The sequence below is a fragment of the Streptomyces sp. NPDC029466 genome, assembly GCF_055574515.1.
On record NZ_JBVHZH010000022.1, the window covers coordinates 65,126 to 88,307 of the forward strand.

The window sequence follows — 23,182 nt, forward strand, 5'->3', positions numbered from 1 at the left end:
ACGGGACGTCATCCGCGTGAGCGGAACCTGTGCCCCCGCCCTGGCTTCCCAGCCGGGGCGGGGGTTCGTCGTGTCACGGAGGGCCCGGCGCCGGGTCCGGGAGCCGCCGCAGGCACCGGTAAGTGCCCGGATATCGGGCGCCACCTGCCGTTTTTCGACAAACACCGCTCCACGCGGGGACATCCGTTGACGTCGTGGGTGCGGTGGTGTGATGGTACGGCGGCTTGGGTCATGGACATGCCTTCCCCCGCCGCGCATGAGCCCCACCTCGTCGCAGCCGGCCGGACGGCAAGGCGCTGCCACGGCCCGGCGCTCCACCAGAACCTCCGTCGGTAGCACTCCCTACCCCCTCAAGGAGTCATGGTGTTTCGAAGATTCGCGGTGGCCGGGGTTTCCCTCGCCGCCACCATCGGAGCGGCCGCACTGGCCGTGGCCCCCGCGGCCGCGGTGACCCCCCGGACCCACCCGCCCCACTCCGCGATATCCACCGGCCAGGCCGCAGGCGGCGCTCCCGGAACAGCGGTCAACGGCCCCTCCGTCCCCGGCGCTTCGGCGGCCGACGCCCCGGACATCGATGTGGCCAAGGTCCAGGCACATCTCACCGAGCTGAACGCCATCGCCACCCGCAACGGCGGCAACCGCAAGTCCAGCGGGCAGGGCTACCGGGACTCCGTCGCCTACGTCAAGAACAAGCTCCAGGCGGCCGGCTACACCGTCACCGAACAGCCCTGCACCTCCGGCTGCGCGAGCGGGGCCGGACCCAACGTGATCGCCGAATGGCCGCAGGGCGACGCCACCAAGGTCTATATGTTCGGCTCCCACCTCGACAGCGTCGGCGCCGGTCCGGGCATCAACGACAACGGCTCCGGCTCGGCCGCGCTGCTGGAGACGGCACTGACCCTCGCGGAACAGCACCCGGCCATGGCTGCCCGGGTCCGCTTCGGCTGGTGGACCGACGAGGAACAGGGCCTCAACGGCTCCGACTTCTACGTCGGTTCGCTCTCCGCCACCGAGCGGTCGAAGATCAAGGCGTACTACAACTTCGACATGGTCGCCTCGACCAACGGCGGCTACTTCATCAACCACATCAACTCCACCGCCGCCCAGCCGATGAAGGCGTACTGGGACTCCCTCAACCTCCAGCCCGAGGAGAACACCGAGGGCGCCGGGCGCTCCGACGATTACTCCTTCGAGCAGGCCGGCATCCCGACCTCCGGATACGCGATGGGGGCCGGCGCCAGAAAAACCTCGGCGCAGGCGGCCAAGTGGGGCGGCACCGCCAGCCGTGCCTACGACCCCTGCTACCACCAGTCCTGTGACACCACCAACAACATCAACGCCACCGGACTGAACCGCAGCGCCGACGGCATCGCCTACACCCTGTGGAAGCTCGCCGTCACCAACTCCACCCCGGCGAACGACTTCTCCCTGGCCACCAGCCCGGCCACCGGCAGCGTCGACCCGGGCGGCTCGGCCACCAGCACCGTCTCCACGGCCACCACCAGCGGATCCGCCCAGACCGTGCAGCTGTCGGCCACCGGCGCTCCGGCCGGGGTGACCGTCTCCTTCAACCCTGCCTCGGTGACCTCCGGCAGCAGCTCGGCCATGACCGTCGCCACGACCTCGGCCACCGCACCCGGCACTTACCCCCTCACCATCACCGGTACCGGGTCCGTCACCCACACCACGACCTACACCCTGACCGTCCGGGGAACCGGCGGCTGCACCGCCCAACAGCTCCTCACCAACGGCGGATTCGAGAGCGGCACCACCCCGTGGACAGGTGACACCGGGACGATCGGCGCCCACGCGGGTCAGTCCGCCCACAGCGGCAGCAGATTCGCCTGGCTCGGCGGCTACGGCTCCTCCGCCACCGATACCCTCAACCAGTCGGTGACCGTGCCCGCCGGATGCGCCAAGGCCACGTTGACCTACTGGCTGCACATCGACACCGATGAGTCCGACCGCGTCGCCTACGACACCTTCAAGGTCAAGGTGGGCAGCACCACCCTGACCACCCTCTCCAACACCGACGCCTCCAGTGGCTACACCCAGCGCACCCTGGACCTGAGCCGCTATGTCGGACAGCGCATCACCCTGACCTTCACCGCCACCGAAGACGCCAGTCTCCAGACCAGCTTCGTCGTCGACGACGTGGCGCTCCAGACCGGCTGATCCCGGCTGTTCCCGGCTGATCCGACGGCATCGGAGGGGCGGGCGCCGGTGTGCCCCGCCCCTCCGGTGCCGGAGGCGTCAGGCCGTCGTCCCGCCCGTCGGGTAGCACACCGCGCTGTAGTGGCCTCGGTCGCCGGTCGGTGTCCAGCCGCCGGCGCCATGGTCCGGGTCGGCGAGGACGAAGCCGTTCTCGTGCAGTTGCACGCCGAGCGGGCCGGCCGGGAAGCCGCTGCCGTCGGGGGTGTCCTCGACGGGCCACAGGGTGACGAGCAGGGCCTCGGTGTCGCCGGTGTCGGGCTCACGGTCAAGGCTGGCGATTTCGAGGTGCCAGCGACCGTTCCGGACGAAGGCCTCCGCCCGGAACACCGCTCGTACCGTTCGGGCGTTCTGATGGGTCTCGGTCATGCGCGAGGAACTCCTGTCATGGGGCAGGGGAGTGGTCGGTGCGCGGCGCGAATTCGGTAGGCCGTGCGGCGAGGCTGAGCCGTGCGATGACGCGGGAGAGGCGCTGCCTGCGCGGCGCGGCGCGGCGTGGTGGCGTGGTCAGACGTTGCGCCACCGGGCCATGGTGAACGAGAAGAGGCCGAACAGGGCGAGACCCGCGGCGATCGCGGCCAGCAGCCAGGGGCCGGCCGAGGTGTCCGCGAAGGAGCGGAGGGTGTCGTCCATGCCCTTGGCCCGGTCGGGATCGTAGGTCACCGCGGCCTTGACGACGAACACCCCGGCGGCCGCGAACACCCCACCACGGGCGAGACCGCCGGATATGCCGAGCACATCGATCCCGCGCCGCAGCCGAGGCGACATTCCGCTCCGGTCGAGATGCTTGTGGAACGTGCGGAGAACGGCGCGCACCGCGATCCAGACCCCGGCGAGGGCAACGCCCACACCCGCGGCGGCCACCAGCCAGGGGCCACCGGGCAGGCCCAGGGCCTGGGCCGTGGCATCCCGGGACTGCTGATCGCTCGACCCGCTTCCGCTGCCCTTCTCACCTGCGGCGAAGGACACCACGGAGAGCGACACCACGGCATAGAACACGAAGCGGGCGAACGACAGCAGTCGGGTACCGGCCTTGTGCCCGTCGGGCCCGGCCGCGCCGAACCCCGCCTCGGACAGGCGCCACAGCGCCATCCCCGCCAGGCCCACACCGAGCGCCCAGATCAGTACGTTGCCGAACGGCCGGGCGGCGAGCTCTGCCAGCGCCCCGCCCCGGTCGGCCTGCTCACCGGAGTCACCGAACGCGATCCGCAGGGCCAGCACCCCCACGAGCAGGTAGATCACGCCCCGGGCCACGAAACCACCACGTGCCGCAACGCGGACCGCCGAGCTGCGGGCCGCGCGGTGGGCCGTGCCTCGTCCGAGGTGGGGTACCGCGGTGGTGGTGTGCATATGTGGCCTCCAGAGGCTTGACCCAGCTGTCGGGTGCCCTCCGTTTGCCCCTGGCCGCAGAACGGAAACCACCGGGCCCGCCGGCCGCAGCCGCTCCGCATACGCCGTCGTCGTCCCGCTCCACCGCGAAGGCGCCCCCGGCGCGGACCGCGTCACGGGGCGTCCGTGCCGGGCGTCGTCCACGGGGTGGGCAGGGCGGTGGCGGGGGTGGTGTGCTCGGGGAGACCGGCGAGGGCCTCGACACGGGCGGGGCGGTACGGGGTGGGGCCGCTCCACTCCAGCAGCAGCACGGTGGCATCGTCCTCCAGCCGTCCGTCGTGGTAGGCGAGATGACGCCGGATCAGCCGCCGCAGCGTCTCGGGTACGGGCAGTCCATCGGCGTGGTGCTGGATGAGGAAGTCGGTGAAGCTCTCCAGGCCGAATTCGTGTCCCCTGCGATCACGTGCCTCGGTGATGCCGTCGGTATAGAGCAGCAGCCGGTCGCCGGGCTCCAGTTGGTCCCGGCACAGTGTCGGCGGCACGCCCAGGTCGGTGCCCATGGGAGGGGCGGGCGAGCAGGACAGCGTCACGGCCGTACGCCCCTGGCGGATGATGACCGGCGGAGGGTGTCCGAGGCTGGTCCAGGTCAGCGCTCCGGTGCCGGCGTTCAGCTCGGCGAGGATGCCGGTGGCGAAGCGGTTCGAGCTGAACTGCGCCACGAGGGCCCGTTCCACCTCCCCGGCGATCTCCAGGATGCCGCGGTCCTGCCGGCGGTGGTTACGGCTTGCGGCGAGCGCGAGGTTCGCGGTCAGCCCGGCGGCCGTGTCGTGGCCCATGGCGTCGAAGAGCGCCAGGTGCACGGTCTCCTCGGCGATGGCGTAGTCGAACACATCGCCGCTGACCTCATAGGCCGGCTCCATCACCGCACTGATCAGCACCCGGTCGGTGGCGAAGGTCCGGGGCGGCATGACGCGCCACTCCATCTCTGCGGCCACCTTCATCCTCCGGCGCCGCACCAGCCGGGCGTAGGTATCGCTCACGCCTCGCTTGCTGACCAGCATCAAGGCGATCAGCCCGCCGAGGTTGCGCAGGTCCTGGGCCGCTTGGGCGTCCATCTCCGAGTCCGGGGCGGCGGTGGCGCGCAGCACCCCCAGCCGTTCGGTGCCGTCGAGCATCGGCACCCACCACTGGTCCGCCTCGGAGCTGCTGCCCGCGACGATGGCCCCGGTCTGGAACGCCCGGCCGGCGAGCGTGCCTTCCACCCGCACCACGTCCGCCGCCGACTCCGTCTCGCCTTCGGGACCGGAGTCCTGCCCGCCGAGCCGGCACAGGATGACCTGCTGGAGGTCGGCCAGGTAGATCTGCACATCCAGCCAGCCGACCTTGGCCGCGTGCTTGGCGACCACGTCCGGGATCTGCTCCAGGGTGACCACATGGCTCGCGGCGATGAGGTCACCCAGCATCCGCCCCCGGGCGGCAGGACTGCTCATGGAGGCACCTTTCCTCGGGCGTCGGCCCACCGGGCCGTCCGGCCCGTGGGCTGTCCCTTCCGCGGCATCCTCGGCTGCCCCTGCGGCCAGTGGCGATGCCTGTGCTGTCGATGGTGACACCCGGACGGAGCTCGCCGACAGCGACACCGCGGTACGGCACCGGAGCGACCCCTCCGGGTTGCGGACGGTGGGCGCTGAGTGACCGGAAGCGATGCGTCACTCACGCCGCGACCCAGCGGGGTGACAAGGCCACCGGTTCCGTGCCGCCATCGCCCGCAGGCAGCCCTGCCGACGCCACCGCAGGCAGCCCTGCCGACGCCACCGCAGGCAGAGATGAACCGCTCGCTCTGCCTAGAGCGCCAGCCGGGCCACCACGCCGACCTCCAGCGCCACATAGAGAGCACCGTCCGGCCCGAAGGCCAGGCCATGCGGTTCGGACGAGGCGATCGGCAGGTCGTACTCCTCGATGCGGCCGTCCGGGGTGATGGACCCGACGCGGTTGGCTCCCCATTCGGTGAACCAGTAGTCACCGGCCGGTCCGGCGGCGATCGCATGGGGCCGGGACGCGGGGTCCGGGAGCGGGAACTCATCGATCCGGCCGTCGGTGGTGATCCGGCCTATTCGGCCGGCGCCTATCTCCACGAACCAGAGTGCGCCGTCCCCGCCGCAGGTGATGCCGACCGGCGCGGCGTTCTCGGTGGGGAGGGGGTGGAGGGTGATGTCCCCGTCGAAGCTGATGCGACCGATCGCATGCGCTTGATTGAGGGTGAACCAGAGGGCGTCATCGGGCCCGGTGGTGAGGGCTGAGGGGAACGCGCCGCTGAGCGGCAGCGGAAATTCCGTCACCCGGCCGTCCGCGGTGATCCGTCCGATCCGGTCGCCGTGCAGCTGGGTGAACCACAGCGCTCCATCGGGGGCGGACACCATGCCGAAGGGGCCACTGCCCGGAGTGGGGAGGGGGAACGAGCTCACCTCGCCGGTCACGGTGATCCGCCCGATCCGATGGTCCCGGCTCCGGGTGAACCACAAGGCGCCGTCGGGGCCCGAGGTGATGATGGACGGTCCACAGTCCGTGGAGTCGAGGGCGAAGCGGTCGAGTTGGCCGTCCGGGGTCAGGCGGGCGATCTGCCCCGCGTGGACCAAGGTGCACCACAGGGCGCCATCTGGTCCGGTGGTGAGGGCATACGGGCCCGCGTCCGCGTCGGAGACGGGGATCTGCTGGAACGAGGCGGTGCGTCGGGTCATCGGTGGGGCTGGTCCTTTCGACGGGGTGCGGGGTGCGGGGTGGGGCGTGCGGGGCCGTGGTCGGGAGTGGGGGAGCGGGCGTACGTGCGGGAGCGGCAGCGTCGGAGCAGGCCGACCGGAGCGTCGCTACTGCTACTTCAGTTGCATTAAGAATGCTGCCACGGCGCCGCCGCAGAAGCAACAAGAAATTTGGCGAGCTCTCCGTCGCGGCGAGCGGCGCTGCCGGAGGGGCGAGTGCGTCCGCAGATGTCAGCCGGCGGAGGGGCTGGCCCCGGAAATCTCCAACGTCAGGTACCCCGCGCGCAGTTGATTGCCCGTCGAGGACTCCCGCCGAGGGAACGCCGCCCGCCGCCCGCACTCACCGAAAACTCCGGTCGCCACCGCTCGCCCCGGGGCAACGCACCGGAAAGAGTGGACATGCATGTGTCAGCGTCGGGTAGGGGAGCGTGCGACGGGGGCTCAGCAACAAGGCGGGAGCCAGAGCATGAGGACCAACAGCACCACGGCGGCCGGAATGGAGCCGGAGACCACGTCGAAGGTGTGTGCCGTTCCGGCTCTGACGGTGCTGCCGCACATCGAGGCGCCGCAGCGCGTCGCCCCGGCCGACGCACGGGAGTTGTCCAAGCTCTTCCTCGCGCGGCTGGAGTCGGTGGAGGAGGGCACGCCCGAGTACCAGTACGTGCGGAACACCCTCATCGAGATGAACCTCTCCCTGGTGCGCTATGTCGCCCGCCGGTTCTCCAGCCGCAGGGAGTCCATGGAGGACGTCCTTCAGGTCGGGACGATTGGTCTGATCAAGGCGATCGACCGCTACGACCCCTCCCGTGACGTGGAGTTCACCACGCTGGCCGTCCCCTACATCCAGGGCGAGATCAAGCGCTTCTTCCGCGACACCACCTGGTCGGTGCGGGTGCCGCGGCGCCTCCAGGAGCTCCGGATCGACCTCGCCCGCGCACGGGAGCAGCTGGAGGGGGAGGGCAGTCACGAGCCGTCCGTCGCGGAGCTCGCCGACCACCTCGACCTGCCCGAGAGTGAGGTGGCGGAGGGCCTGGTGGCCTGCAACGGCTACGACAGCGACTCCATCGACCGGCCGATCCAGGCCGGCGGTGGCGGCAAGCAGCAGACCGGTTTCGTCGCCGACCTCATCGGTGCCGAGGACCCTGCCCTCGGCCTCGCCGAAGACATCCAGGCCCTCAAGCCACACCTGGCCAAGCTCGACGACCGCGACCGCACCCTTCTCCAGCTGCGCTTCGGGGCGGAGATGACACAGGCCGAGATCGGCGAGGAGCTCGGCCTCTCGCAGATGCATGTCTCGCGCCTGCTGACCCGCGCCTGCACCACCCTGCGCGAGGCATTGCTCGCCGAGGGCTGAAGCGCCGGCCGTGACGCCGGCTCAGAGGCGTGACCAGGGAGTCCCCCGGCGGCCAGGGCAGGTGCCGACCGGGCGCGGGTCCAACCCCCACCGCGCCGGGCCCGCTCGTGATCAGCCGGCCTGGCTGCTGTCCTTCAAGCTGCCCCAGCCGTGCCAGCGGTCGATCTCGATCCAGGCGCTGACCCGACGGCGGTCCCGCTGCGGGTACGGCTTGCCGAGGTACTGCTGTGCCAGTCGGTCGATATCGGTGAGTGCGTCGTCCGCCCGGATGTCGGCGACGCGGCCGATGAGGCTGAGGTGCGTGTACCAGTTGCCCTCGTCCAGCACGGTGAGCGTGACCCGCGGATCGTTGCGGAGGTGTGCCAGCCGTTTGCGGCCTTCATCCATGTTGACCAGCACCCGGCCGTGGTCCCAGAGATACCAGGTGGCCGTGGAGACCGGCTGCCCGTCCGCCCGCAGCGTCGTGATGACCGCGGGGTTCGCCTTCCCCAACATGGTGACTGCCGCATCGGGAAGCGGTGGTTTCGACATCTGAGGTGCCCTCCACTACGGTGCCGCCCGCCGGTCGGGACGTTCGACATGATCGACATCAAAGACTGTACTCAGCTCACCTTTCCCCTTCCTGCTGACCGGGGCGACCGGGCGCCGGGGTGACCGGGGGCGACGGGGCTACCGTGGCCCCGGCACCCCCCCGGCGTCCCCCGCCCACGCCACCGCCGTCCGACCGGGCACCGATCACGAGAAACGAGGCCCAGGGTCCGCTCCCACCCCCGCTTCCTATTCGGCGGGCACCGGCCGCGAAGGGCACCGTTCGACCGGCCCATCGACGGCACTCGATACCACCGGGGCGACGACCGGCTTCCGGAGCAGCAGCATCGCGGCGTCGTCATGGAGCTCTCCGCCCACATGTGTGAGCAGATCTTCATGGAGCGCGGCGAGCGTGCGGGACGGCTCCTCGGAGAGATGCACCGCCAGCCGCTCCACGAGCGGGTAGAACTCCCGCTCGTGGTCGCGGGCCTCGGTCACGCCGTCGGTGTAGAAGAGCAGCTGGTTTCCGTCGGCCAGCGCTACTTCCTGGAGGGCCGGGGACTCGTCGGCCAGGGCCCGCAGGCCGAGCGGCGGGGTCGGCCGGGCGGGCTCCACGGGCAGCACGCCCGAGTCCTGGACCAGCAGCGGAGCGGCATGCCCGCAGTTGACCAGCTCCATCCGGTCGGCGTCGGGGTAGCCGGCGATCACCGCGGTGACGAAGTCGTCCGGTCCGAGGTTGCGCGCCAGGCTCCGTTCGATGCGGTGCACGACGTCGAGCAGATCCGGTTCGTCGTAGGCCGCTTCCCGGAAGACGCCCAGGACCAGAGCGGCGACGCCGACCGCCGGCAGTCCCTTGCCGCGGACGTCGCCGACGATGAGCCGGATGCCGTACGGGGTGGGTACCAGTGCGTACAGGTCCCCGCCGATCCGCGCCTCGGCCGCGGCGGCGCTGTACCGGACCGCCGCCTGGAACGGCCCCACGGTCGCGGGGACCGGCTTGAGGAAGGCGTGCTGCGCGGCCTCGGCGACCGAGCGGACCGCGGCCAGTACCTGTTCCCGACGCCTGCGCAGGGTCGCGGCCAGACTGCTGGCCAGGGTCACGGCGGACAGGGCGGACAGCACGATCGCCAGCTCACGATCCGGCGTCCCGGCATGGATTCCGACGGCCGCGCCCAGTGCCACGGCCAGCGCCCCGATCCGGAGCACTCCCCACCGCCCGCTGGTCGCGGCGGCCAGCGCGGGGCCGACGGCGAGCAGCGGCAGCCAGCTCATCCCGGTACCGCCCGTCAGGGCGAGGAGCGTGACGGCCGCGATGATCAGAACCGGTACTACGGAGGCGAAGTGCCGGCGGACGCCCGCGCCGCGGGACGGCGCCTCGCCCCGCGGCCGGACGGCGCGCCGGGCAGCCATCCGCAGAGCGGACAACGGATGCGCAAGCTGCCACTGTGGCCGGTGGTCGTGGTGGTGGGTTCGGGGTGGGCGCATCCTCGTCCGGGGCTCGCTTCCCTGCTCATGACACTTACGTGCCTAAATGTCCGTTTCATCTAGGAAACGGGTGCAGAGTGGCGGCCGCAAGGACCGGAATTTCAGATAGTGAGCGACAGTCCCCTGGTCACGCGGTCCGCGGTCGGAAGCAGCCGGTCCCGGATCTCGTCGATGCGGGCGATCCGGTCCGCCCGGAGGGAGACGCCGAGGGAGCCGAGCGTGTCACCGCTGTACACCGGTACCGCGACACAGAACGTCCCGAGGGCGTACTCCTCCATGTCCGTCACCGCCGGTGTCAGGGGTGTCGTGCCGAGCCGTCGGAGGAGTTCGGCGCGGCCGGTGATGGTGCGCGGGGTGAGATCCACAAGGGGATGCCGTGCGAGATAGTCGTCGCGGGTCTCGTCGTCCAGCTCGCGCAGTACGCATTTGCCCAGCGCCGTGGCGTGCCCGGCGTCCTCGAAGCCCACCCAGAGGTCCACCCTCGGCGCTCGTGGGCCGTCGACGATCTCGGCGACCCGGATCTCGCCGTCCTCGTAGAAGGTCAGGTAGGCGGCGGCCGAGAGTTCGTCGCGCAGCGCCGCGAGCGCCGGGCGCACCCGGCTCAGCAGCGCCTGGCCCCGTCCGCCGGCATGCAGCGTGGTCAGCTTCTCGCCCAGGACGAAACCGCCGTCGTCCAGCTTCCGGATGTATCCGTCGTGCGCCAGCGTGCGCAGCAGGTGGTACGTGGTGGCCAGGGGCAGCCCCGTCTCCCGAGCCAGCTGCTTCGCCGGCGCACCACCTTCGTGCGCGCCGACCGCTTCCATCAGCCGGAAGGCTCGCTGGACGGAGGTGATGAGGGTGGGGCCCTCTCCGTTGCCCATACGTTCAGCCTGCTCCTGGCGCCCCACGCGGGCAAGGGTCGTCCGGCCGAAGCTCACCCTCGCTTGCGGACGGTATGCGCCGGAGCGCACACGGCGAGCAGGAGGGCAGCAGGCGCCTCGGTGGCGGTGATCAGATCTCGTCCCAGGCGGCGGCTCCGTACAGGCTCCGCACCGTACGCACCAGCTCCGTATCCGCCGGATAGCGGGTGTCGTCGATCGCCGAGACGGCGGCCACTCCTTGGGAGTTGGAGATGAACGCCCCGTCGAAGGAGGCCAGGTCGTCGGTGTGGACCGGCCGTTGTGTCCAGGAAATCCCGGCCCGGTCCAGTTCCCGTCGGAGCACCAGCATGGTGGTGCCCTGGAGGGCAGGCGCGTCGGGCCAGACGACCGTCGCGCCCTCGACGAAGCCGATGTTGGTGGTCGCGCCCTCGGCCACCGCACCGTCCGGCGCCGCCAGAAGCGCCTCGTCGTACCCCTCCTGCCGCACCCGGTCCAGGTGGTACCGCTGCCCGAAGCCGCCGAGATGCTTGAGATGGGCCGCGGGCCGCTGGTACGCCACACTGCGCAGCCGCTTCGCTGCCTCGGCCTCGGGCTCGGGCACCGGGGGACGGACGGTCACGACCGTGACGGGCCCGTCGCCGGGCTCGGGGTGGTAGACGTAGACCCGGACCGCAGCGTCCTGGCTCCGTTCAGGCAGCGCGTGACGGATCCTGCCACGGACCAGCTCGCCGTCCAGCTCCACACCGAAGAGCTCACGGGTGGCCTCGTCCAGCCGCCGCAGATGGAGATCCAGCCCGCGGACCCGGCCTCCCCTGACCTGCATGGCCGTGAAATGTCCCTGGCCGCTCAGCATCTCGAACAGCAACGGATCGGCCTCGGTGCCACGGCCGTTGATCTCTATGCGGGGTGCGGACGAATCGGTCATGATCAACATGTTAGGTGCCGGTCGGGTGGTGAGGGCACCCGTCTCAAGTGGTGGGAGGGGCGGCCCGCGACGACGCCGGGGTCGCGCGGCGCCGGACCGGCCACCACGGTGGCGCGGTGCGTGCCCGTCCGCAGCCGGGTGGGCACGCACCGTCCGGGTCAGCCTTGTTCGGGCGGGCAGGCAGGAACGATGGTGTGCACCCAGCCGATGATCTGGAGGCCGGGCTGGGTCAGCGTCCGGCCGTCCCACTGTGCGCGCAGGTGGTGGCTCCTGGCGCTGTCGCTGGAGTGGAAGCCGCCCATCTTGAACGGTCCCCATCCGACGTCCGCGCTGGATTTGCTGGCCCGTTGGGCGTTCTCGATGTCCTTACGGCCCCACTTCGCCGTGATTTTCACGTCCCGTACGCACAGAAAGGCCGTGGGCAGCATGGGGAGCGAGGTGCCCTCCTGGGCGCGGGTCCCGTCGGATACCTGGTGGCGCGGCCAGCCCGAGACGCTCCAGTACGGGGCCCGGAAGAGCGTGCCGTCGAGCCAGGGGCGCGAAATGGTGCAGAGGCAGTATTTGAAGGAGACCTCCAGATCCCTCGTCGCCTCGTCGGACCGCTCCCGCTCTTCCCTCCCTTCGCCGCTGCCGCCGACATTGAAGCCCCAGAAGCCGAGGCCGTAATTGCCGTTGACCGCGTAGTCGTATGCTTCCTTGCTGTCGTTCTCCACCGTCGTGCCGGCGGAGATGGTCACGGTCGGCCAGTCCTCCGCCTCCTCCGCCGACACCCAGCCGCTGGGGATGACGGTGCTGCGGTAGGTCACCGCGGACGAGGGCCCCTGGAGGCTGGTCGCATACGACGAGAACAGTTCGTTGGCCTGGTTGAAGGCGATGGCCACCGCTTTGTTCTCGGTGGTGTTGACGACCGCGAGGGCGCTCTCGATGGTGTTGGCGTCCGCCCCGCGCCAGTCGTCCCAGGCCGCGGTGACGGGCATCCGCTGGGTGGGGGCGATCAGCGGCCAGGTCTCCGCGCCCTCCGGCGTCTTTTGGGCCTCCAAATAGGCCCCCTGATAGGCGGAGAGGGCTGCCTGGTAGGCCTGTTCGAGCTTCCGGTACTCGCGGTACGCGACGGAGGGGACGGTCTTTTCGGTGACCTCGCCGGTGTCCTCATCCGTGACCTTGACCGTCCGGTAGAGAACCCTGAACGCCGCCTCGTGCTTTTCCTTGATCTCTTGGGAAGGTTCGGGTTCATTGACGTTGGCGCGCAGGATGGTGCCGTACACGTCCGACACCTTGTCCGTCGACCGGGTGGTGACCGGGTTCGTCAGGTGGATCTCGTTGGCGAGTCGGGCCAGATTGACCGCAGCGCTGGTACTGCCCTTCATATTGCCCGGCGTCCAGGGCCGCGCGTAGTCCTTCGGGTCGACGAACCGTCCGGCCGGTTCGAGCGTCAGATACGTCTGGTCGGCCTGGAACGCCGGTTGCAGACGGGAGCCGCCGGCCCCCGGCGAGGTGCCGGTCAGTGCGGCGAAGAGCTGGTTGTAGATGGTCAGCGCCATCAAGTGGTCCTTGTTGAGTGCCGGGCTGTCAGTCATGGTTCTCTCCGGTCCTTCCGTTGTCGGCCGTCCCCGATGACACCGGGGAGAGTGCTGTGTCAGGAGGCCTGTTGGCCGGTGACCTCGGGCCGGGTACGGCCTCCAGCCGCATATGTGTGAAGTCCTTTCCGGGGGTGTTCTCGCAGGCCCATTCCTGGGGCCGGTCGCTGTCCGCCACCTTCTTGTGGAACCGTTCGAGGCAGTTGCCGAGCGCGCGTTGTCCGTAGTAGTTGGGGTGGAATGCCTCTTCCGTCTGCCCCTGGGAGTAATAGAGGCCGGTTCCCAGGAAACGCACCCATTCCGCCTCTTCCGCGGGAAGGGGGTGGTGCAGGCTTTCGCCCTGATGCGCCTGACGGGGGCCCTGGGCACAGACTTCGCGGTGCGCGAACGTCTCACGCAGGTCCAGGAAATGCACCTCCCGGGTTGCCGCGACGCTCTTCAGCCGGTCCGCGAGAGGGTCGACAAGCGCATCGCGCGCCCAGGCGGAATCCGCGTTGTAGAAGGGGCAGCCGCCGGTGAGATACCTGTCCCGGTACGTTTCCGGATAGCGGTAGCCGTTGCCCGGCGGGATCGGGGAGGGGTAGGTCTGCACGGCGATCTGGGCGCCGCTCTGGTGACGGCTGCGCAGGACCTTCTGAATGTCTTCGATGACCCGGTCCACCCGCTCCCCGAGGCCGTCGAGCAGGCCGGGGAGCTTCCGGTTCCAGGTGGTCTGGCAGGGCTTGGTGACCCTGGGTGCCATGAAGTTCGCCGCGCAGTCCCTGATGATTTTGGAGAACTGCAGGTCGTTCCCGCCGATCGAGAGCTGGACGAGCTTCACCTTGTGGTCGTTGAGGAATTCTCTGAGCTGATTGAGCTGTGGGTCCTCCCCTTTGAAGTCGGTGCCGTCCAGGCGGACATTCTCGGTCGTGGCGCCCGAGCAGGCGAAGTTCTTGGTATGCCAAAACCTCGCGGATTCGATTTCCGACGCGTCGGAGCGGTGGCACCCGTTGAACTTTCCGGTGACGGGATTGCGGTAGGACTCCACATAGACCTTCGCGGGGTCGTTCTTGGTGCACCTCGTCCCGTCGTGGTGGCAGCCAAGGGCCGCGCGGTCGGTGCCGTACATATCCGTGGTCTCGTCCTCGCGCAGGGAGATGTTGCCCTGCCAGCGGCCTCCCTCGCCGGAGATGAAACTGTCCCCGAGGGAGACCGCGTAGGTGGTCCATGGAAGTGCCGCCGCTGTGCCGGCGGCGGCGCGCTGTGTCCCCGCGGCCGGGGAGGCGGCGGGCACCAGAGGCCAGGTGAAGACGGCGCACCCCGCAGCCAGGGCCAGCAGCCTGGTCGCACGTGACCGGCTGCGATTCGATGACGCGGACTGCCGTATGGGGGCGTCAAGTTGTTTGCCGAAACGGGGAGTTAATCGGGTCCATTGAGTGGGAGATGTCATGGGGCAGGTTCCCTTCCCTGGGTTCCCACGGCTGCGTCAGGTGTTGCGGCGCTCATGCCGGAGCCCGCGCCGTAGGGAATTCCACGGGGTGACGTGGTGCCGGGGAGGGCATACCCGTGGCACCGGCCCAGCCCTTCGGCGACGCATCCTCTCACCCGGAGAAGAATCAGGACGCACGAAAGTGTGAGGGAAAACGTTTCGCGGACGCCGTTTCCCTCGTACGGAGGAGCGAGAGGCGGAACCTCGGCCGCCGACCCCGGGCGGGAGGTACCGGACCTCGGCCCCGCGCTGCTCCGGATCCCGTGAGCCCCAGCCCCCTGTTCCCGCTCGCCCCGCCTCACCAGAACACGCATTCGATTAAGGGCGTACCCTGACGGCATGGCCAGGCATCTTCAGGGCTCGCTCTTCGATCAGACCGACGAGGTCCGGCTCGGTCCGCTGCGCGGGATACATCGGTCCGAGCTCGGCGACGGTGCCTGGATCGACCTGCTGCCCGGTTGGCTGAGCGGCGCCGACGCCCTGTTCGAGCAGCTCGCCGCGGAGGTTCCCTGGCAGGCCGAGCGCCGGCGAATGTATGAGCAGGTGGTGGACGTACCGCGACTGCTTGCCTTCTACCAGGCCGAGGATGCCCTGCCGCACCCCGTCCTGGATGAGGCGAGGGAAACCCTCTCCGTCCACTACGCCGCCGAGCTCGGCGAACCGTTCACCACGGCCGGCCTCTGCTATTACCGGGACGGCCACGACAGCGTGGCCTGGCACGGCGACCGGATCGGCCGCGGCAGACAGGAGGACACGATGGTCGCGATCCTGTCCGTAGGCGCGCCGCGCGATCTGCTGCTGCGACCGCGGCGCGGCGGCGGCTCGATACGGCACCCGCTCGGGCATGGCGATCTGCTCGTGATGGGCGGCTCCTGCCAGCGGACCTGGGAGCATGCGATCCCCAAGACCGCCCGAGGGGCCGGGCCGCGGATCAGCATCCAGTTCCGGCCGCACGGCGTGCGCTGAACGCCGGGACGAGGTTCCCGCGTCATGGCAGAGGGCCCCCGAGCCGGTGATCGGCTCGGGGGCCCGGGAACTGCTGGGGGCGCCGCGATCAGTGTCTGTGACACACCAGGTGGCCGCGGTGCCACGTCCGCGTCCAGTGGCCCGGGTGGCGGTGGCCGTGCCGGTCGCGCCAGGCCGGGTGCCAGACCCGGACCCAGTGTCCGCGAATCACATGACACCGGCCCCGGTCGACATGCTTCGTGGCGTAGTGGTCGCCGTGGTGCGACGGCGTGGCCGAGGCGGCCCCCACCGAGGAGAAGGCCGCGCCTCCGGCGAGGGCCACGGTGGCGGCGCCGAGAGCGAGGGCGCGCTTGAACCCGTCAATCATTGCGGATCATGCCTTTCTGCATTGCCGTGATGGTGACCGCCCCGCCGTTGGCCGGGCAGGAATGACCATGCACCTGTGGCGCTCACTCCATCCCGCCAACGCCCATGGTTTTGCACAATGCAGACAGAAGCCGGAGAAAAGCAGAAATCCTATGAATGTGGTCGATGGGCGGGAAATCGCAGGATGGTGGCCGATCTCGAAAACATCGACCGGGGCGTGGCGGGAATTTTGTGCGCCCCCGGGCCGGCTCGCCTCACTCCGTCGCGTTCTCCTCCAGCAGCGTCACGATGGCGGCGTGCCCCGTCTCCCGGTGGTACTCGGCGGCGTGCGTTCCGTCCGGTGCGCGGACGATGAGTTCGACCAATTCGGTGCCCTCGGGGCGGGGGCTGCGGCGGACCTCGCAGCGGCTGTCCGGGGACGCGCCCGCTTTCCGGCGCAGCTCGCTCTCGGTGTCCTTGCCGCTTTGCTCATGGGCCATGTGCCACGCCGTTCGGCCCTGGGCGTCGGTGAGTTGCGGGCTGGCGCCATGGCGCAACAGGGCCCGTACGACCGCGATCGATCCCCGCTCGGCCGCCAGCATCAACGGGGTCCGGTCGCCGTGGCTCGCGTCCGGATCCGCCTGGCCTTCCAGCAGGAGCTGAGCGGTCCGGTGGTGGCCATTGGTGGCCGCCCACATCAAGGGGGTGTAGGAAGTGCCGTCATCCTCCCTGAGGTTGGGATCGGCGCCGTGGGCGAGCAGTGCGCCCACCACCTCCTCGTGGCCCCAGCAGGCCGCCGCACACAGCGGCAGCCCCTCGCTTCCCGGCTCTCCCCTGCTCTCCGTATCGGGGGTGGCTCCGGCTTCGAGCAGCAGTCGCACCATTTCCGCCTGCCCCGAGACGGCAGCCAGGTACAACGGCGTCTCCCCGTCGGTGGCCGGCGCGGACGGGGAGGCACCCTGCCGCAGGAGCGCCGCCACGGTGCCCGCCTGGTCCTCGTAGATGGCGGAGATGAGTTGTGCGGTCAACGCCTCGGTCATACAGGGTCCTTCCTCGGGGGAGCCGGTCCGGCGCAGCGTACGACGTCCCGCCGGGGGCCGCCGTGGCCGTGGCGCATCCGGCGACGGCAAGGCGGGGCGGGGCGCGGCGTGCCGTGGGTTCAGCTCCCGTTCGGGAAGAGCCGGTCCAGGTGGTGGCGGAGGATCACCGTGGCGGCCTCCGGGGTGCGCTGGCCGACCAGGACGCTGGTGCCGAGGCCGGCCGACAGGGCGAGCAGGCTGATGGCCTCGGTGCGTACCTCCAGGCCGGGTGGGGTGAGACCGGCCTCGCGTGCCCGTTCCAGCTGGTCGCCCAGTGCGTCCTCGGCGGCGTTGGGGGCGTCGATGAACGGCTGCGCGGCCAGTGCCTCGTCCGTCACCGCCAGGACGGCGTAGGCGGTGTGGACGAGGTGGAAGGTCCGGCTCTCCTCGTCCGTGGGCAGCGCTTCGAGGAGGACGGCCTCGATCACCGCGCGCGGCCCCGGCGCGTCCCCGGCGGCCCGGACCCGGTCGGCGATGCGACTGCTGAGTCGGGTGGTCAGCCACTGGAGGCCATGGAGCAGCAGCTTTTCCTTGGTCTCGAAGTAGTACTGCACCAGCCGCAGGGACACCCCCGCCTCGGCGGCCACCTCGCGCATCCCGGTGGCGTGCAGTCCGCGCCGCCCGGCCACCCGTACCAGCGCCTCGGCGATCTGCGCGCGCCGCTCCTCGTGGTCCACCCGCTTCGGCATCAGCCGCCGCCCTCCGCTCAGTTCGTTCCGTCCGGCCGGTGAGACCGTTTCATGGTACCGCTGTATCAGCTTGGTGATACGGTGGTACCACTAAACCTGATGTCCGGAGGGGGCCTGCCATGCCTGAAACCAAGACGCGCGACCGTGATCCCGCGGTCGGCCGCTATGCGAACGAGGCGCTGCGGGACCGGTACTTCGCCGCATGCGACGCGGTCTATGCGCTGGGACCGGCCCCGCAGGGGGAGTTGACGGTAGCGACCCGTTTCGGGAGCACACATGTCTACCGGTTCGGGCCGGCCGACCCCGGTGCCGCCGGCCGGACCCCCGTGGTGCTGGTGCACGGTGCCGGGGGCAACTCGTCGATGTGGTATCCGAACGTCGCCGCGCTGAGCGCAGAGCGCCCGGTCTACGCGGTGGACACCGTCGGCGATCCGGGCCGCAGCGTGCAGCGCGCGCCCATCCATCAGCCCGAACGTGCCGCTCAGTGGCTGGACGAGACGCTCGACGGCCTCGGGCTCGACCAAGTCCACCTCGTCGGGTCCTCCTACGGCGGATGGCTCGCACTGAACCAGGCGCTGCACCGGCCCGGCCGGCTGGCCTCCGTCACCCTGCTGGACCCGGGCGGCCTGGAGAAGGTGGGGGTCCGGTTCTTCAGCTGGGTCTTCCTCAGCCTGCTGGCCACCTTCGCGCCGAAGGCGATGCGTCCGCGCCTCGCCGCCTGGCTCGAACAGCCGGTCTTGGTGGTGCCGGAACTGCGGACCATGGTGCGGCTGGGCGTCCGCGCCTACCGCATCCGCCGCCCGGCTCCGCTCCCGCTCACCGAGGCCGAACTGCGAAGTATCCGCACCCCGTTGTACGTGCTGCTGGGGAAGCGCAGCCTGATGGTGCACCCGGAACGGCAGCGGGAACGCGTCCCGCGTCTGGTGCCCGGCGCCCGCGTCGAGATCATCGCCGACACCGGTCACGGGCCGCAGATCGACCACGCGGACCAGGTCAACATCCGTATGTTGACCTTTATGGACGACATCAACTGAGGGGAATCCCGGTCCGGTTGGCGATGCAGCGGGACGGCGGGCTCCTTGCCGTCCGCCCCGGCCGACCGGCCCGGCGTCCCATCGGGCGGCCGCTCCGCCCCTCCTCAAGACCTAGCTTGATCTTTAACGTCCGGCGTCGAATGGTGCGTCGAACTTGATCACTCGGTTCGGTAACCGCCGTACACGGAAGCGGCCTTCGTCTGAACATGTGCTCCGACCAAGGAACACACACGCCCAGTACGAAGGCCGTGAGGATGAGTCTGCTGCATCGCGATGCCCGGCGAGATCCGTTGGCGGAACTGTCATGCTTCCGGGGCGAGTTCTATTCCTGTCTCACGGCTCGTTCGGATGCTTTGTTCGAGCTGGCTGATGCTGTTCTGTGCGGTGACGGACCGGTGAGGTCGCTGGCCGAGCTGTCGCTGGTGGGCGAACACCGCCGCGGACATGGCGGGCTCTACGCCGCTGTGGCCCACGGCCGGGTGGATGCGGTCCGGCTGCGGCGGGTACTGGCCGAAGCGCCACTGCCCCGGGCTGCCGACGGCCAGCTGGTCCTGGCCGTCGACGTCACCTGCTGGCTGCGGCCCGACGCCCACACCTCACCACAGCGGATCTTGTGTCACACCTACGGCCGGGGCAAGGACCAGCACATCCCTGTTCCCGGCTGGCCGTACTCGATCGTCTGCGCCCTTGAGCCAGGCCGCAGCTCGTGGACGGCACCATTGGACGCACTGCGCCTGGCCCCCGGGGACGACACCGCAACCGTGACCGCCCGGCAGCTGCGCGAGCTGCTGGAGCGATTGATCACGGCGGGACAATGGCGAACGGGCGACCCGCACGTCCTCATCATCGCGGACGCCGGATACGACGCACCCCGCCTTGCGTTCCTGCTCAAGGACCTGCCGGTCCAAGTGCTAGCCCGAATGCGCTCGGACCGGGTCCTGCGCAGGGCTGTCCCGGCCCGGCTGCCGCACACCCTGGGCCGCCCACCCCGGCACGGAGTCGAGTTCGTCTTCGGGCAACCCGACACCTGGGGCACCCCGGACACCGAAACCGTCACCGACACGCGCCTCTACGGCACCGCCACCGCCCGCTCCTGGGACCGGCTCCATCCCAAGCTGACCCACCGGTCCTCCTGGGCCGCAGCCGACGGCACCCTCCCTGTCGTGGAAGGGACGGTGATCCGTCTGGACATCGGCCACCTGCCCAGCGGAGCAACCCCGAAGCCGGTCTGGCTGTGGTGGTCAGGCACCGATGCCCACGCCGCCGACACCGACCGCCTCTGGCAGGCATACCTGCGACGTTTCGATATCGAGCACACCTTCCGCCTGTTCAAGCAGACCCTCGGCTGGACCTGTCCTAAGATCCGCACCCCCGAGGCGGCGGACCGCTGGACCTGGCTGATCCTCGCCGCCTACACCCAACTCCGTCTCGCCCGCACCCTGGCTGCCGACCTGCGTCACCCCTGGGAAAAACCAAGCTCCCCGGACCGACTCACCCCAGCCCGTGTCCGCCGCGACTTCCGGCACATCCGCCCGAAGGCCGCCTGCCCGGCCAGAGCACCGAAACCCTCACGCCCTGGCCCCGGACGACCACCAGGCCGAAAGAACACCCGGCCCACCCCACGCCACGACGTCCACACACCACGCAAAACGCAGCCAGCGAAACGGCAAACGAAGAAGACAACCACCTCACGGCCCCGCCGCACAGGTTAAAGATCAAGCTAGGGGGTGTCCGCAAAGTCCCGCCTGGCTCGCGACGCCTGGCACGCACTCCCCCACGCCTGAACGGCGCGGGGGGACCCCCATGCTGTGTTGTCGGGATCGTCCACGTAGACCCACTACGAGGACGACCCTCCGCCTTGCGAGCGCACGCACCAGACGCCGCGAGCCCCGCCCTCCGGGCGGACGACGGGACTTTGCGGACACCCCCTAGGCCACGGCGCCCCGGCCGCCCCGTCACCGCCCCGCCAGCTGCTCCACGGCCGTCAGGACCCGGCCGGCCCCGTCCTCCGCGCCGATCAACGCCGAGACCTGCCGGGCGCGATGACGGTACCGGGGGTCGTGCACGGCCTTCCGCAGCGCCTCCGCCAGGTTTTCCGTGGACAGTCGCCGGAACGGCACCTTCCCCGGGCTGACCCTCAGCGCCGTGAGACGCGACGCCCAGAACGGCTGGTCCAGCATCATCGGCACCGGGACCGCCGGTACCCCCGCGCGCAGACCGGCCGCCGTGGTGCCGGCCCCCGCGTGATGGACGACGGCCGCCATCCGCGGGAACAACCAGGAGTGCGGCACCTCGCCCACGGTCAGCACATCGTCCCCGTCCACCGCCAAGCCGGCCCAGCTCGCCTGCACCACACCGCGTACCCCGGCGAGCTTCAGGGCCCGGGCCACCAGCCGCCCCAGTCGCTCCGGATCGCTGGGCTGCATACTGCCGAAGCCCACGAACACCGGTGGCGGGCCGGCGGACAGGAAGTCCGCGAGCCGGGGCTCCGGCGTCCAATCGGGGCTCTCCGACGGCCACCAGTAGCCCGCCACCTCCATCCCCCGCCGCCAGTCGGCAGGCCGGGGAACCACCACGGGGCTGAAGCCGTGCTGGACGGGCCAGGTGGCCCGACGCCGTTCCAGGGCGGCCGGCGGCACGCCCAGCCGGCGCTCCAGATGGCGCACGCCAGGGGCGAAGGCCCGGGTCAGCAGGGACTCGGCGCACCGTGCCGCGGCCCGGTTGGCGAACGGCCCCATCGACGGCATGTCGAAGATGACCGGCGGGAACTCCCGGGTGGGTGCGAGGGGTTGCAAAAAGACACCGAGGCTGGGCAGCCCCAGACCCTCCGCCGCCACGAGCCCCAAGGGCGCCAAACCGCTGGACAGCAGCACGACTTCGGCTCCGGCCGCACAGGCATCCGTCACCGCGTCGGCCATCTCCGGCGCCAATTCCCGGGCCAGCTTTATCTGTTCGACCTTGGAAAGGCCGGCTCCCGACCCGCCCTTACCCGGCCCGGTTCCCTCCCGGGAATCCGCTCCGGCGGTGGCGTACCGGTCGAGTGGAAGCGGGCGGAAACCGAGGCCGCAGCGGCGGACCGCCTCGGCCGAGCGCGCATGGGTGGCCATCACCACCCGGTGCCCGGCTTGCCGCAGCCGGGCACCGAGGCCGGTGTAGGGAGCCACGTCGCCGTGCGACCCCGCGGTAGCGATGAGGATGTGCATAGTCGGCAGTGTTCCGTTCCCTGAGTTCCGGCGATTCCGACCACGTACTGCTTCACTCGGGTGGGCTATCCGCCGCAGCCCCGTGGAGCCGAAAACGCTTGTCTTCCTGCACGGTTGTGCAGGGCGCCCGCGGTCAGTCCCGGCGGGCGATCACCCGGTAGGCGTTGGAGAGACGGGTGCGCCGGGTGAGCGGCGCGAGCAGGATGTCGATTCCGAAGAGGACGAGTAGGGCCGGCGCGACGGCCAGCAGGGCCAGCCTGCGGACCCAGCGGCTGACCGGGCCCGGTTTCCTGGGCAGCCACGGCAGATCTTCGCCCGGCAGCACCCAGTTGAGCACGTTCACGGCCGCAGACGTGAGATCGGTCGGGATGTGCGGCTCCCGCCGGTTGGTGGCCACCACGGTGAAGCCCTGTTCGGTCAGTGCGCCGCACAGGTTGTCCAGCGGGATGAGGTGCAGATGCTGTGGCTGCAGCCAGGGGCCCCACCAGCGGCCGAGTAACCGGGCGGCGGTGGACTGGGGGTCGGGTACCTCGATCAGGAGATGCCCGCCGCGCCGGAGCGCCGTATGCGCGGCGGCCAGCTCCTGCCGTGGCGCCAGAGTGTGTTCCAGGTAGTGGTACATGCTCACCACGTCGTACTGGGCGCTGAGTTGACCCGCCAGACCGGCGAAGGAGCCCCGGTAGGCACGAGTGATCCGGCCGTTGCGTACGCCGATCTCGACGCCTTCGCCCCAGTCGAGCCCGTGGAATTCGGTACGCGGGTGGATTCTCCGGGCCTCGGCGCAGAAGTGGCCGTGGCCGGTACCCACGTCCAGCCAGCGTGCGGGGCGGCTGAACGGGAGCATCGCCCGCGCGCGGGCCCGGTAGAGCCTGACCGCGAGGGGCGAGGCGGCCATCCGCGCCATCGTTGTCTCGCCCAGGCCGTCGTAACAGTCGCGGTAGTAGAAATCCAGCCCGTCCGCGCTGAGCCGGGGGTTCTGGAATACGTGCCCGCAATTGCGGCACTGGTCGAGTACGAAGTGCCCCGGCTTGCGCTGGGGATGGTTGGTGGTGCACAGACGGCGGCGCAGGCGGGCAGAGGTGCACCAGGGGCAGGTGGCGCGCTCCGGATCGAAGAACCGGTCCAGCCCGTGCGCCAGCTCGTCCTGGTAGCGGGGTCTGTGGGCGGCGATCTGCTCGCTTCGCTTGTTCCTCACGGGGAGCCCCTTTCAGCTGTAGTCCTGGTGGCGTGGGCGCGGCTGTCGGTGTGGGCGGTGAACGCGGTACGCGAGGTTGGATTTCCTCGGCCGTATGGCCAGCAGACCGAGCCGGAGCGGCGGGTCGGGACGGGCGGCCGGCTGCCGGTGCGTCGCCCCGAGCGCGCACCGCGACGGGCGG

20 protein-coding genes are annotated in these 23,182 nt (G+C 70.4%); 5 read left to right on the top strand and 15 right to left on the bottom strand.

The window, feature by feature from the left end; genetic code table 11:
- The first annotated feature begins 363 nt into the window (after window positions 1-363).
- Window positions 364-2,175, top strand: a complete 1,812-nt coding sequence (locus ACZ4XD_RS18480) for a M28 family metallopeptidase (protein WP_468043400.1) — start codon at window positions 364-366, stop codon at window positions 2,173-2,175.
- 78 nt (window positions 2,176-2,253) lie between these two features.
- Here ACZ4XD_RS18480 and ACZ4XD_RS18485 read toward each other — a convergent pair whose 3' ends face one another.
- From ACZ4XD_RS18485 to ACZ4XD_RS18500, 4 genes are all read right to left on the bottom strand, one after another.
- Window positions 2,254-2,580: a hypothetical protein gene (locus tag ACZ4XD_RS18485; protein WP_468043295.1), complete on the bottom strand. Its 327-nt coding sequence runs from the start codon at window positions 2,578-2,580 to the stop codon at window positions 2,254-2,256.
- Window positions 2,581-2,718: 138 nt separating this feature from the next.
- On the bottom strand, window positions 2,719-3,561 hold the full coding sequence (locus ACZ4XD_RS18490) for a DUF1206 domain-containing protein (RefSeq protein ID WP_468043297.1): 843 nt from the start codon (window positions 3,559-3,561) through the stop codon (window positions 2,719-2,721).
- A 152-nt stretch (window positions 3,562-3,713) separates the two neighbouring features.
- Window positions 3,714-5,003, bottom strand: coding sequence for a PP2C family protein-serine/threonine phosphatase (locus ACZ4XD_RS18495; protein ID WP_468043402.1), 1,290 nt, complete (start codon window positions 5,001-5,003; stop codon window positions 3,714-3,716).
- A 378-nt stretch (window positions 5,004-5,381) separates the two neighbouring features.
- A complete protein-coding gene (locus tag ACZ4XD_RS18500) occupies window positions 5,382-6,275 on the bottom strand; it encodes a Vgb family protein (protein ID WP_468043299.1) in 894 nt (297 codons plus the stop codon).
- A gap of 484 nt (window positions 6,276-6,759) precedes the next feature.
- On the opposite strand from ACZ4XD_RS18500, the gene ACZ4XD_RS18505 reads away from it, so the two are divergent.
- Entirely contained in the window at window positions 6,760-7,647 is an 888-nt protein-coding gene (locus tag ACZ4XD_RS18505) for a SigB/SigF/SigG family RNA polymerase sigma factor (RefSeq protein ID WP_468043301.1), read from the top strand.
- A gap of 111 nt (window positions 7,648-7,758) precedes the next feature.
- Here the strand turns inward: ACZ4XD_RS18505 and ACZ4XD_RS18510 are convergent, their stop codons facing one another.
- The 6 genes from ACZ4XD_RS18510 to ACZ4XD_RS18535 all read right to left on the bottom strand — a co-directional run bounded on the left by ACZ4XD_RS18510 (window position 7,759) and on the right by ACZ4XD_RS18535 (window position 14,451).
- Window positions 7,759-8,178 (bottom strand): PPOX class F420-dependent oxidoreductase, encoded by a 420-nt coding sequence (locus tag ACZ4XD_RS18510; protein ID WP_468043303.1) that lies wholly within the window; start codon window positions 8,176-8,178, stop codon window positions 7,759-7,761.
- A gap of 246 nt (window positions 8,179-8,424) precedes the next feature.
- Window positions 8,425-9,660, bottom strand: coding sequence for a SpoIIE family protein phosphatase (locus ACZ4XD_RS18515; protein ID WP_468043305.1), 1,236 nt, complete (start codon window positions 9,658-9,660; stop codon window positions 8,425-8,427).
- Window positions 9,661-9,761: 101 nt separating this feature from the next.
- Window positions 9,762-10,520 carry an IclR family transcriptional regulator gene (locus ACZ4XD_RS18520; protein WP_468043307.1) on the bottom strand — a complete coding sequence of 253 codons (759 nt, stop codon included), beginning with the start codon at window positions 10,518-10,520 and terminating at the stop codon, window positions 9,762-9,764.
- A gap of 130 nt (window positions 10,521-10,650) precedes the next feature.
- Window positions 10,651-11,445, bottom strand: coding sequence for an aminotransferase class IV (locus ACZ4XD_RS18525; protein WP_468043309.1), 795 nt, complete (start codon window positions 11,443-11,445; stop codon window positions 10,651-10,653).
- A 158-nt stretch (window positions 11,446-11,603) separates the two neighbouring features.
- Window positions 11,604-13,022 (bottom strand): hypothetical protein, encoded by a 1,419-nt coding sequence (locus ACZ4XD_RS18530; protein ID WP_468043311.1) that lies wholly within the window; start codon window positions 13,020-13,022, stop codon window positions 11,604-11,606.
- Window positions 13,015-14,451 carry a GDSL-type esterase/lipase family protein gene (locus ACZ4XD_RS18535; protein WP_468043313.1) on the bottom strand — a complete coding sequence of 479 codons (1,437 nt, stop codon included), beginning with the start codon at window positions 14,449-14,451 and terminating at the stop codon, window positions 13,015-13,017. Before ACZ4XD_RS18535 ends, ACZ4XD_RS18530 begins: the two co-directional genes overlap by 8 nt.
- A 378-nt stretch (window positions 14,452-14,829) precedes the next feature.
- Here ACZ4XD_RS18535 and ACZ4XD_RS18540 point away from each other — a divergent pair, with 378 nt between their 5' ends.
- Window positions 14,830-15,456 carry an alpha-ketoglutarate-dependent dioxygenase AlkB family protein gene (locus ACZ4XD_RS18540; protein ID WP_468043315.1) on the top strand — a complete coding sequence of 209 codons (627 nt, stop codon included), beginning with the start codon at window positions 14,830-14,832 and terminating at the stop codon, window positions 15,454-15,456.
- An 88-nt stretch (window positions 15,457-15,544) separates the two neighbouring features.
- Here ACZ4XD_RS18540 and ACZ4XD_RS18545 read toward each other — a convergent pair whose 3' ends face one another.
- From ACZ4XD_RS18545 to ACZ4XD_RS18555, 3 genes are all read right to left on the bottom strand, one after another.
- Window positions 15,545-15,823: a hypothetical protein gene (locus tag ACZ4XD_RS18545; protein ID WP_468043317.1), complete on the bottom strand. Its 279-nt coding sequence runs from the start codon at window positions 15,821-15,823 to the stop codon at window positions 15,545-15,547.
- Between the two features lie 253 nt (window positions 15,824-16,076).
- Complete coding sequence (locus tag ACZ4XD_RS18550; RefSeq protein WP_468043319.1) at window positions 16,077-16,841, bottom strand: ankyrin repeat domain-containing protein; 765 nt, start codon at window positions 16,839-16,841, stop codon at window positions 16,077-16,079.
- A gap of 119 nt (window positions 16,842-16,960) precedes the next feature.
- Window positions 16,961-17,569 (bottom strand): TetR/AcrR family transcriptional regulator, encoded by a 609-nt coding sequence (locus ACZ4XD_RS18555; RefSeq protein WP_468043321.1) that lies wholly within the window; start codon window positions 17,567-17,569, stop codon window positions 16,961-16,963.
- A gap of 119 nt (window positions 17,570-17,688) precedes the next feature.
- Here ACZ4XD_RS18555 and ACZ4XD_RS18560 point away from each other — a divergent pair, with 119 nt between their 5' ends.
- Both ACZ4XD_RS18560 and ACZ4XD_RS18565 read left to right on the top strand, forming a co-directional pair.
- Window positions 17,689-18,603: an alpha/beta fold hydrolase gene (locus ACZ4XD_RS18560; protein ID WP_468043323.1), complete on the top strand. Its 915-nt coding sequence runs from the start codon at window positions 17,689-17,691 to the stop codon at window positions 18,601-18,603.
- A 254-nt stretch (window positions 18,604-18,857) separates the two neighbouring features.
- A complete protein-coding gene (locus ACZ4XD_RS18565; RefSeq protein ID WP_468043325.1) occupies window positions 18,858-20,315 on the top strand; it encodes an NF041680 family putative transposase in 1,458 nt (485 codons plus the stop codon).
- Window positions 20,316-20,558: 243 nt separating this feature from the next.
- On the opposite strand, the gene ACZ4XD_RS18570 is transcribed toward ACZ4XD_RS18565, so the two are convergent.
- Window positions 20,559-21,806: a glycosyltransferase gene (locus ACZ4XD_RS18570; RefSeq protein ID WP_468043327.1), complete on the bottom strand. Its 1,248-nt coding sequence runs from the start codon at window positions 21,804-21,806 to the stop codon at window positions 20,559-20,561.
- Between the two features lie 133 nt (window positions 21,807-21,939).
- Window positions 21,940-23,001 carry a class I SAM-dependent methyltransferase gene (locus ACZ4XD_RS18575; RefSeq protein ID WP_468043329.1) on the bottom strand — a complete coding sequence of 354 codons (1,062 nt, stop codon included), beginning with the start codon at window positions 22,999-23,001 and terminating at the stop codon, window positions 21,940-21,942.
- Window positions 23,002-23,182: the final 181 nt, after the last annotated feature.

Bases quoted from the DNA above. Each gene is read 5' to 3' on its own strand.
- ACZ4XD_RS18525 (WP_468043309.1), bottom strand. From the start codon at position 11,445: ATGACCGATTCGTCCGCACCCCGCATAGAGATCAACGGCCGTGGCACC.
- ACZ4XD_RS18520 (WP_468043307.1), bottom strand. From the start codon at position 10,520: ATGGGCAACGGAGAGGGCCCCACCCTCATCACCTCCGTCCAGCGAGCC.
- ACZ4XD_RS18495 (WP_468043402.1), bottom strand. From the start codon at position 5,003: ATGCTGGGTGACCTCATCGCCGCGAGCCATGTGGTCACCCTGGAGCAG.
- ACZ4XD_RS18560 (WP_468043323.1), top strand. From the start codon at position 17,689: ATGCCTGAAACCAAGACGCGCGACCGTGATCCCGCGGTCGGCCGCTAT.
- ACZ4XD_RS18535 (WP_468043313.1), bottom strand. From the start codon at position 14,451: ATGACATCTCCCACTCAATGGACCCGATTAACTCCCCGTTTCGGCAAA.
- ACZ4XD_RS18485 (WP_468043295.1), bottom strand. From the start codon at position 2,580: ATGACCGAGACCCATCAGAACGCCCGAACGGTACGAGCGGTGTTCCGG.
- ACZ4XD_RS18570 (WP_468043327.1), bottom strand. From the start codon at position 21,806: ATGCACATCCTCATCGCTACCGCGGGGTCGCACGGCGACGTGGCTCCC.
- ACZ4XD_RS18515 (WP_468043305.1), bottom strand. From the start codon at position 9,660: ATGCGCCCACCCCGAACCCACCACCACGACCACCGGCCACAGTGGCAG.
- ACZ4XD_RS18550 (WP_468043319.1), bottom strand. From the start codon at position 16,841: ATGACCGAGGCGTTGACCGCACAACTCATCTCCGCCATCTACGAGGAC.
- ACZ4XD_RS18565 (WP_468043325.1), top strand. From the start codon at position 18,858: ATGAGTCTGCTGCATCGCGATGCCCGGCGAGATCCGTTGGCGGAACTG.
- ACZ4XD_RS18505 (WP_468043301.1), top strand. From the start codon at position 6,760: ATGAGGACCAACAGCACCACGGCGGCCGGAATGGAGCCGGAGACCACG.
- ACZ4XD_RS18530 (WP_468043311.1), bottom strand. From the start codon at position 13,022: ATGACTGACAGCCCGGCACTCAACAAGGACCACTTGATGGCGCTGACC.
- ACZ4XD_RS18510 (WP_468043303.1), bottom strand. From the start codon at position 8,178: ATGTCGAAACCACCGCTTCCCGATGCGGCAGTCACCATGTTGGGGAAG.
- ACZ4XD_RS18545 (WP_468043317.1), bottom strand. From the start codon at position 15,823: ATGATTGACGGGTTCAAGCGCGCCCTCGCTCTCGGCGCCGCCACCGTG.
- ACZ4XD_RS18555 (WP_468043321.1), bottom strand. From the start codon at position 17,569: ATGCCGAAGCGGGTGGACCACGAGGAGCGGCGCGCGCAGATCGCCGAG.
- ACZ4XD_RS18540 (WP_468043315.1), top strand. From the start codon at position 14,830: ATGGCCAGGCATCTTCAGGGCTCGCTCTTCGATCAGACCGACGAGGTC.
- ACZ4XD_RS18490 (WP_468043297.1), bottom strand. From the start codon at position 3,561: ATGCACACCACCACCGCGGTACCCCACCTCGGACGAGGCACGGCCCAC.
- ACZ4XD_RS18500 (WP_468043299.1), bottom strand. From the start codon at position 6,275: ATGACCCGACGCACCGCCTCGTTCCAGCAGATCCCCGTCTCCGACGCG.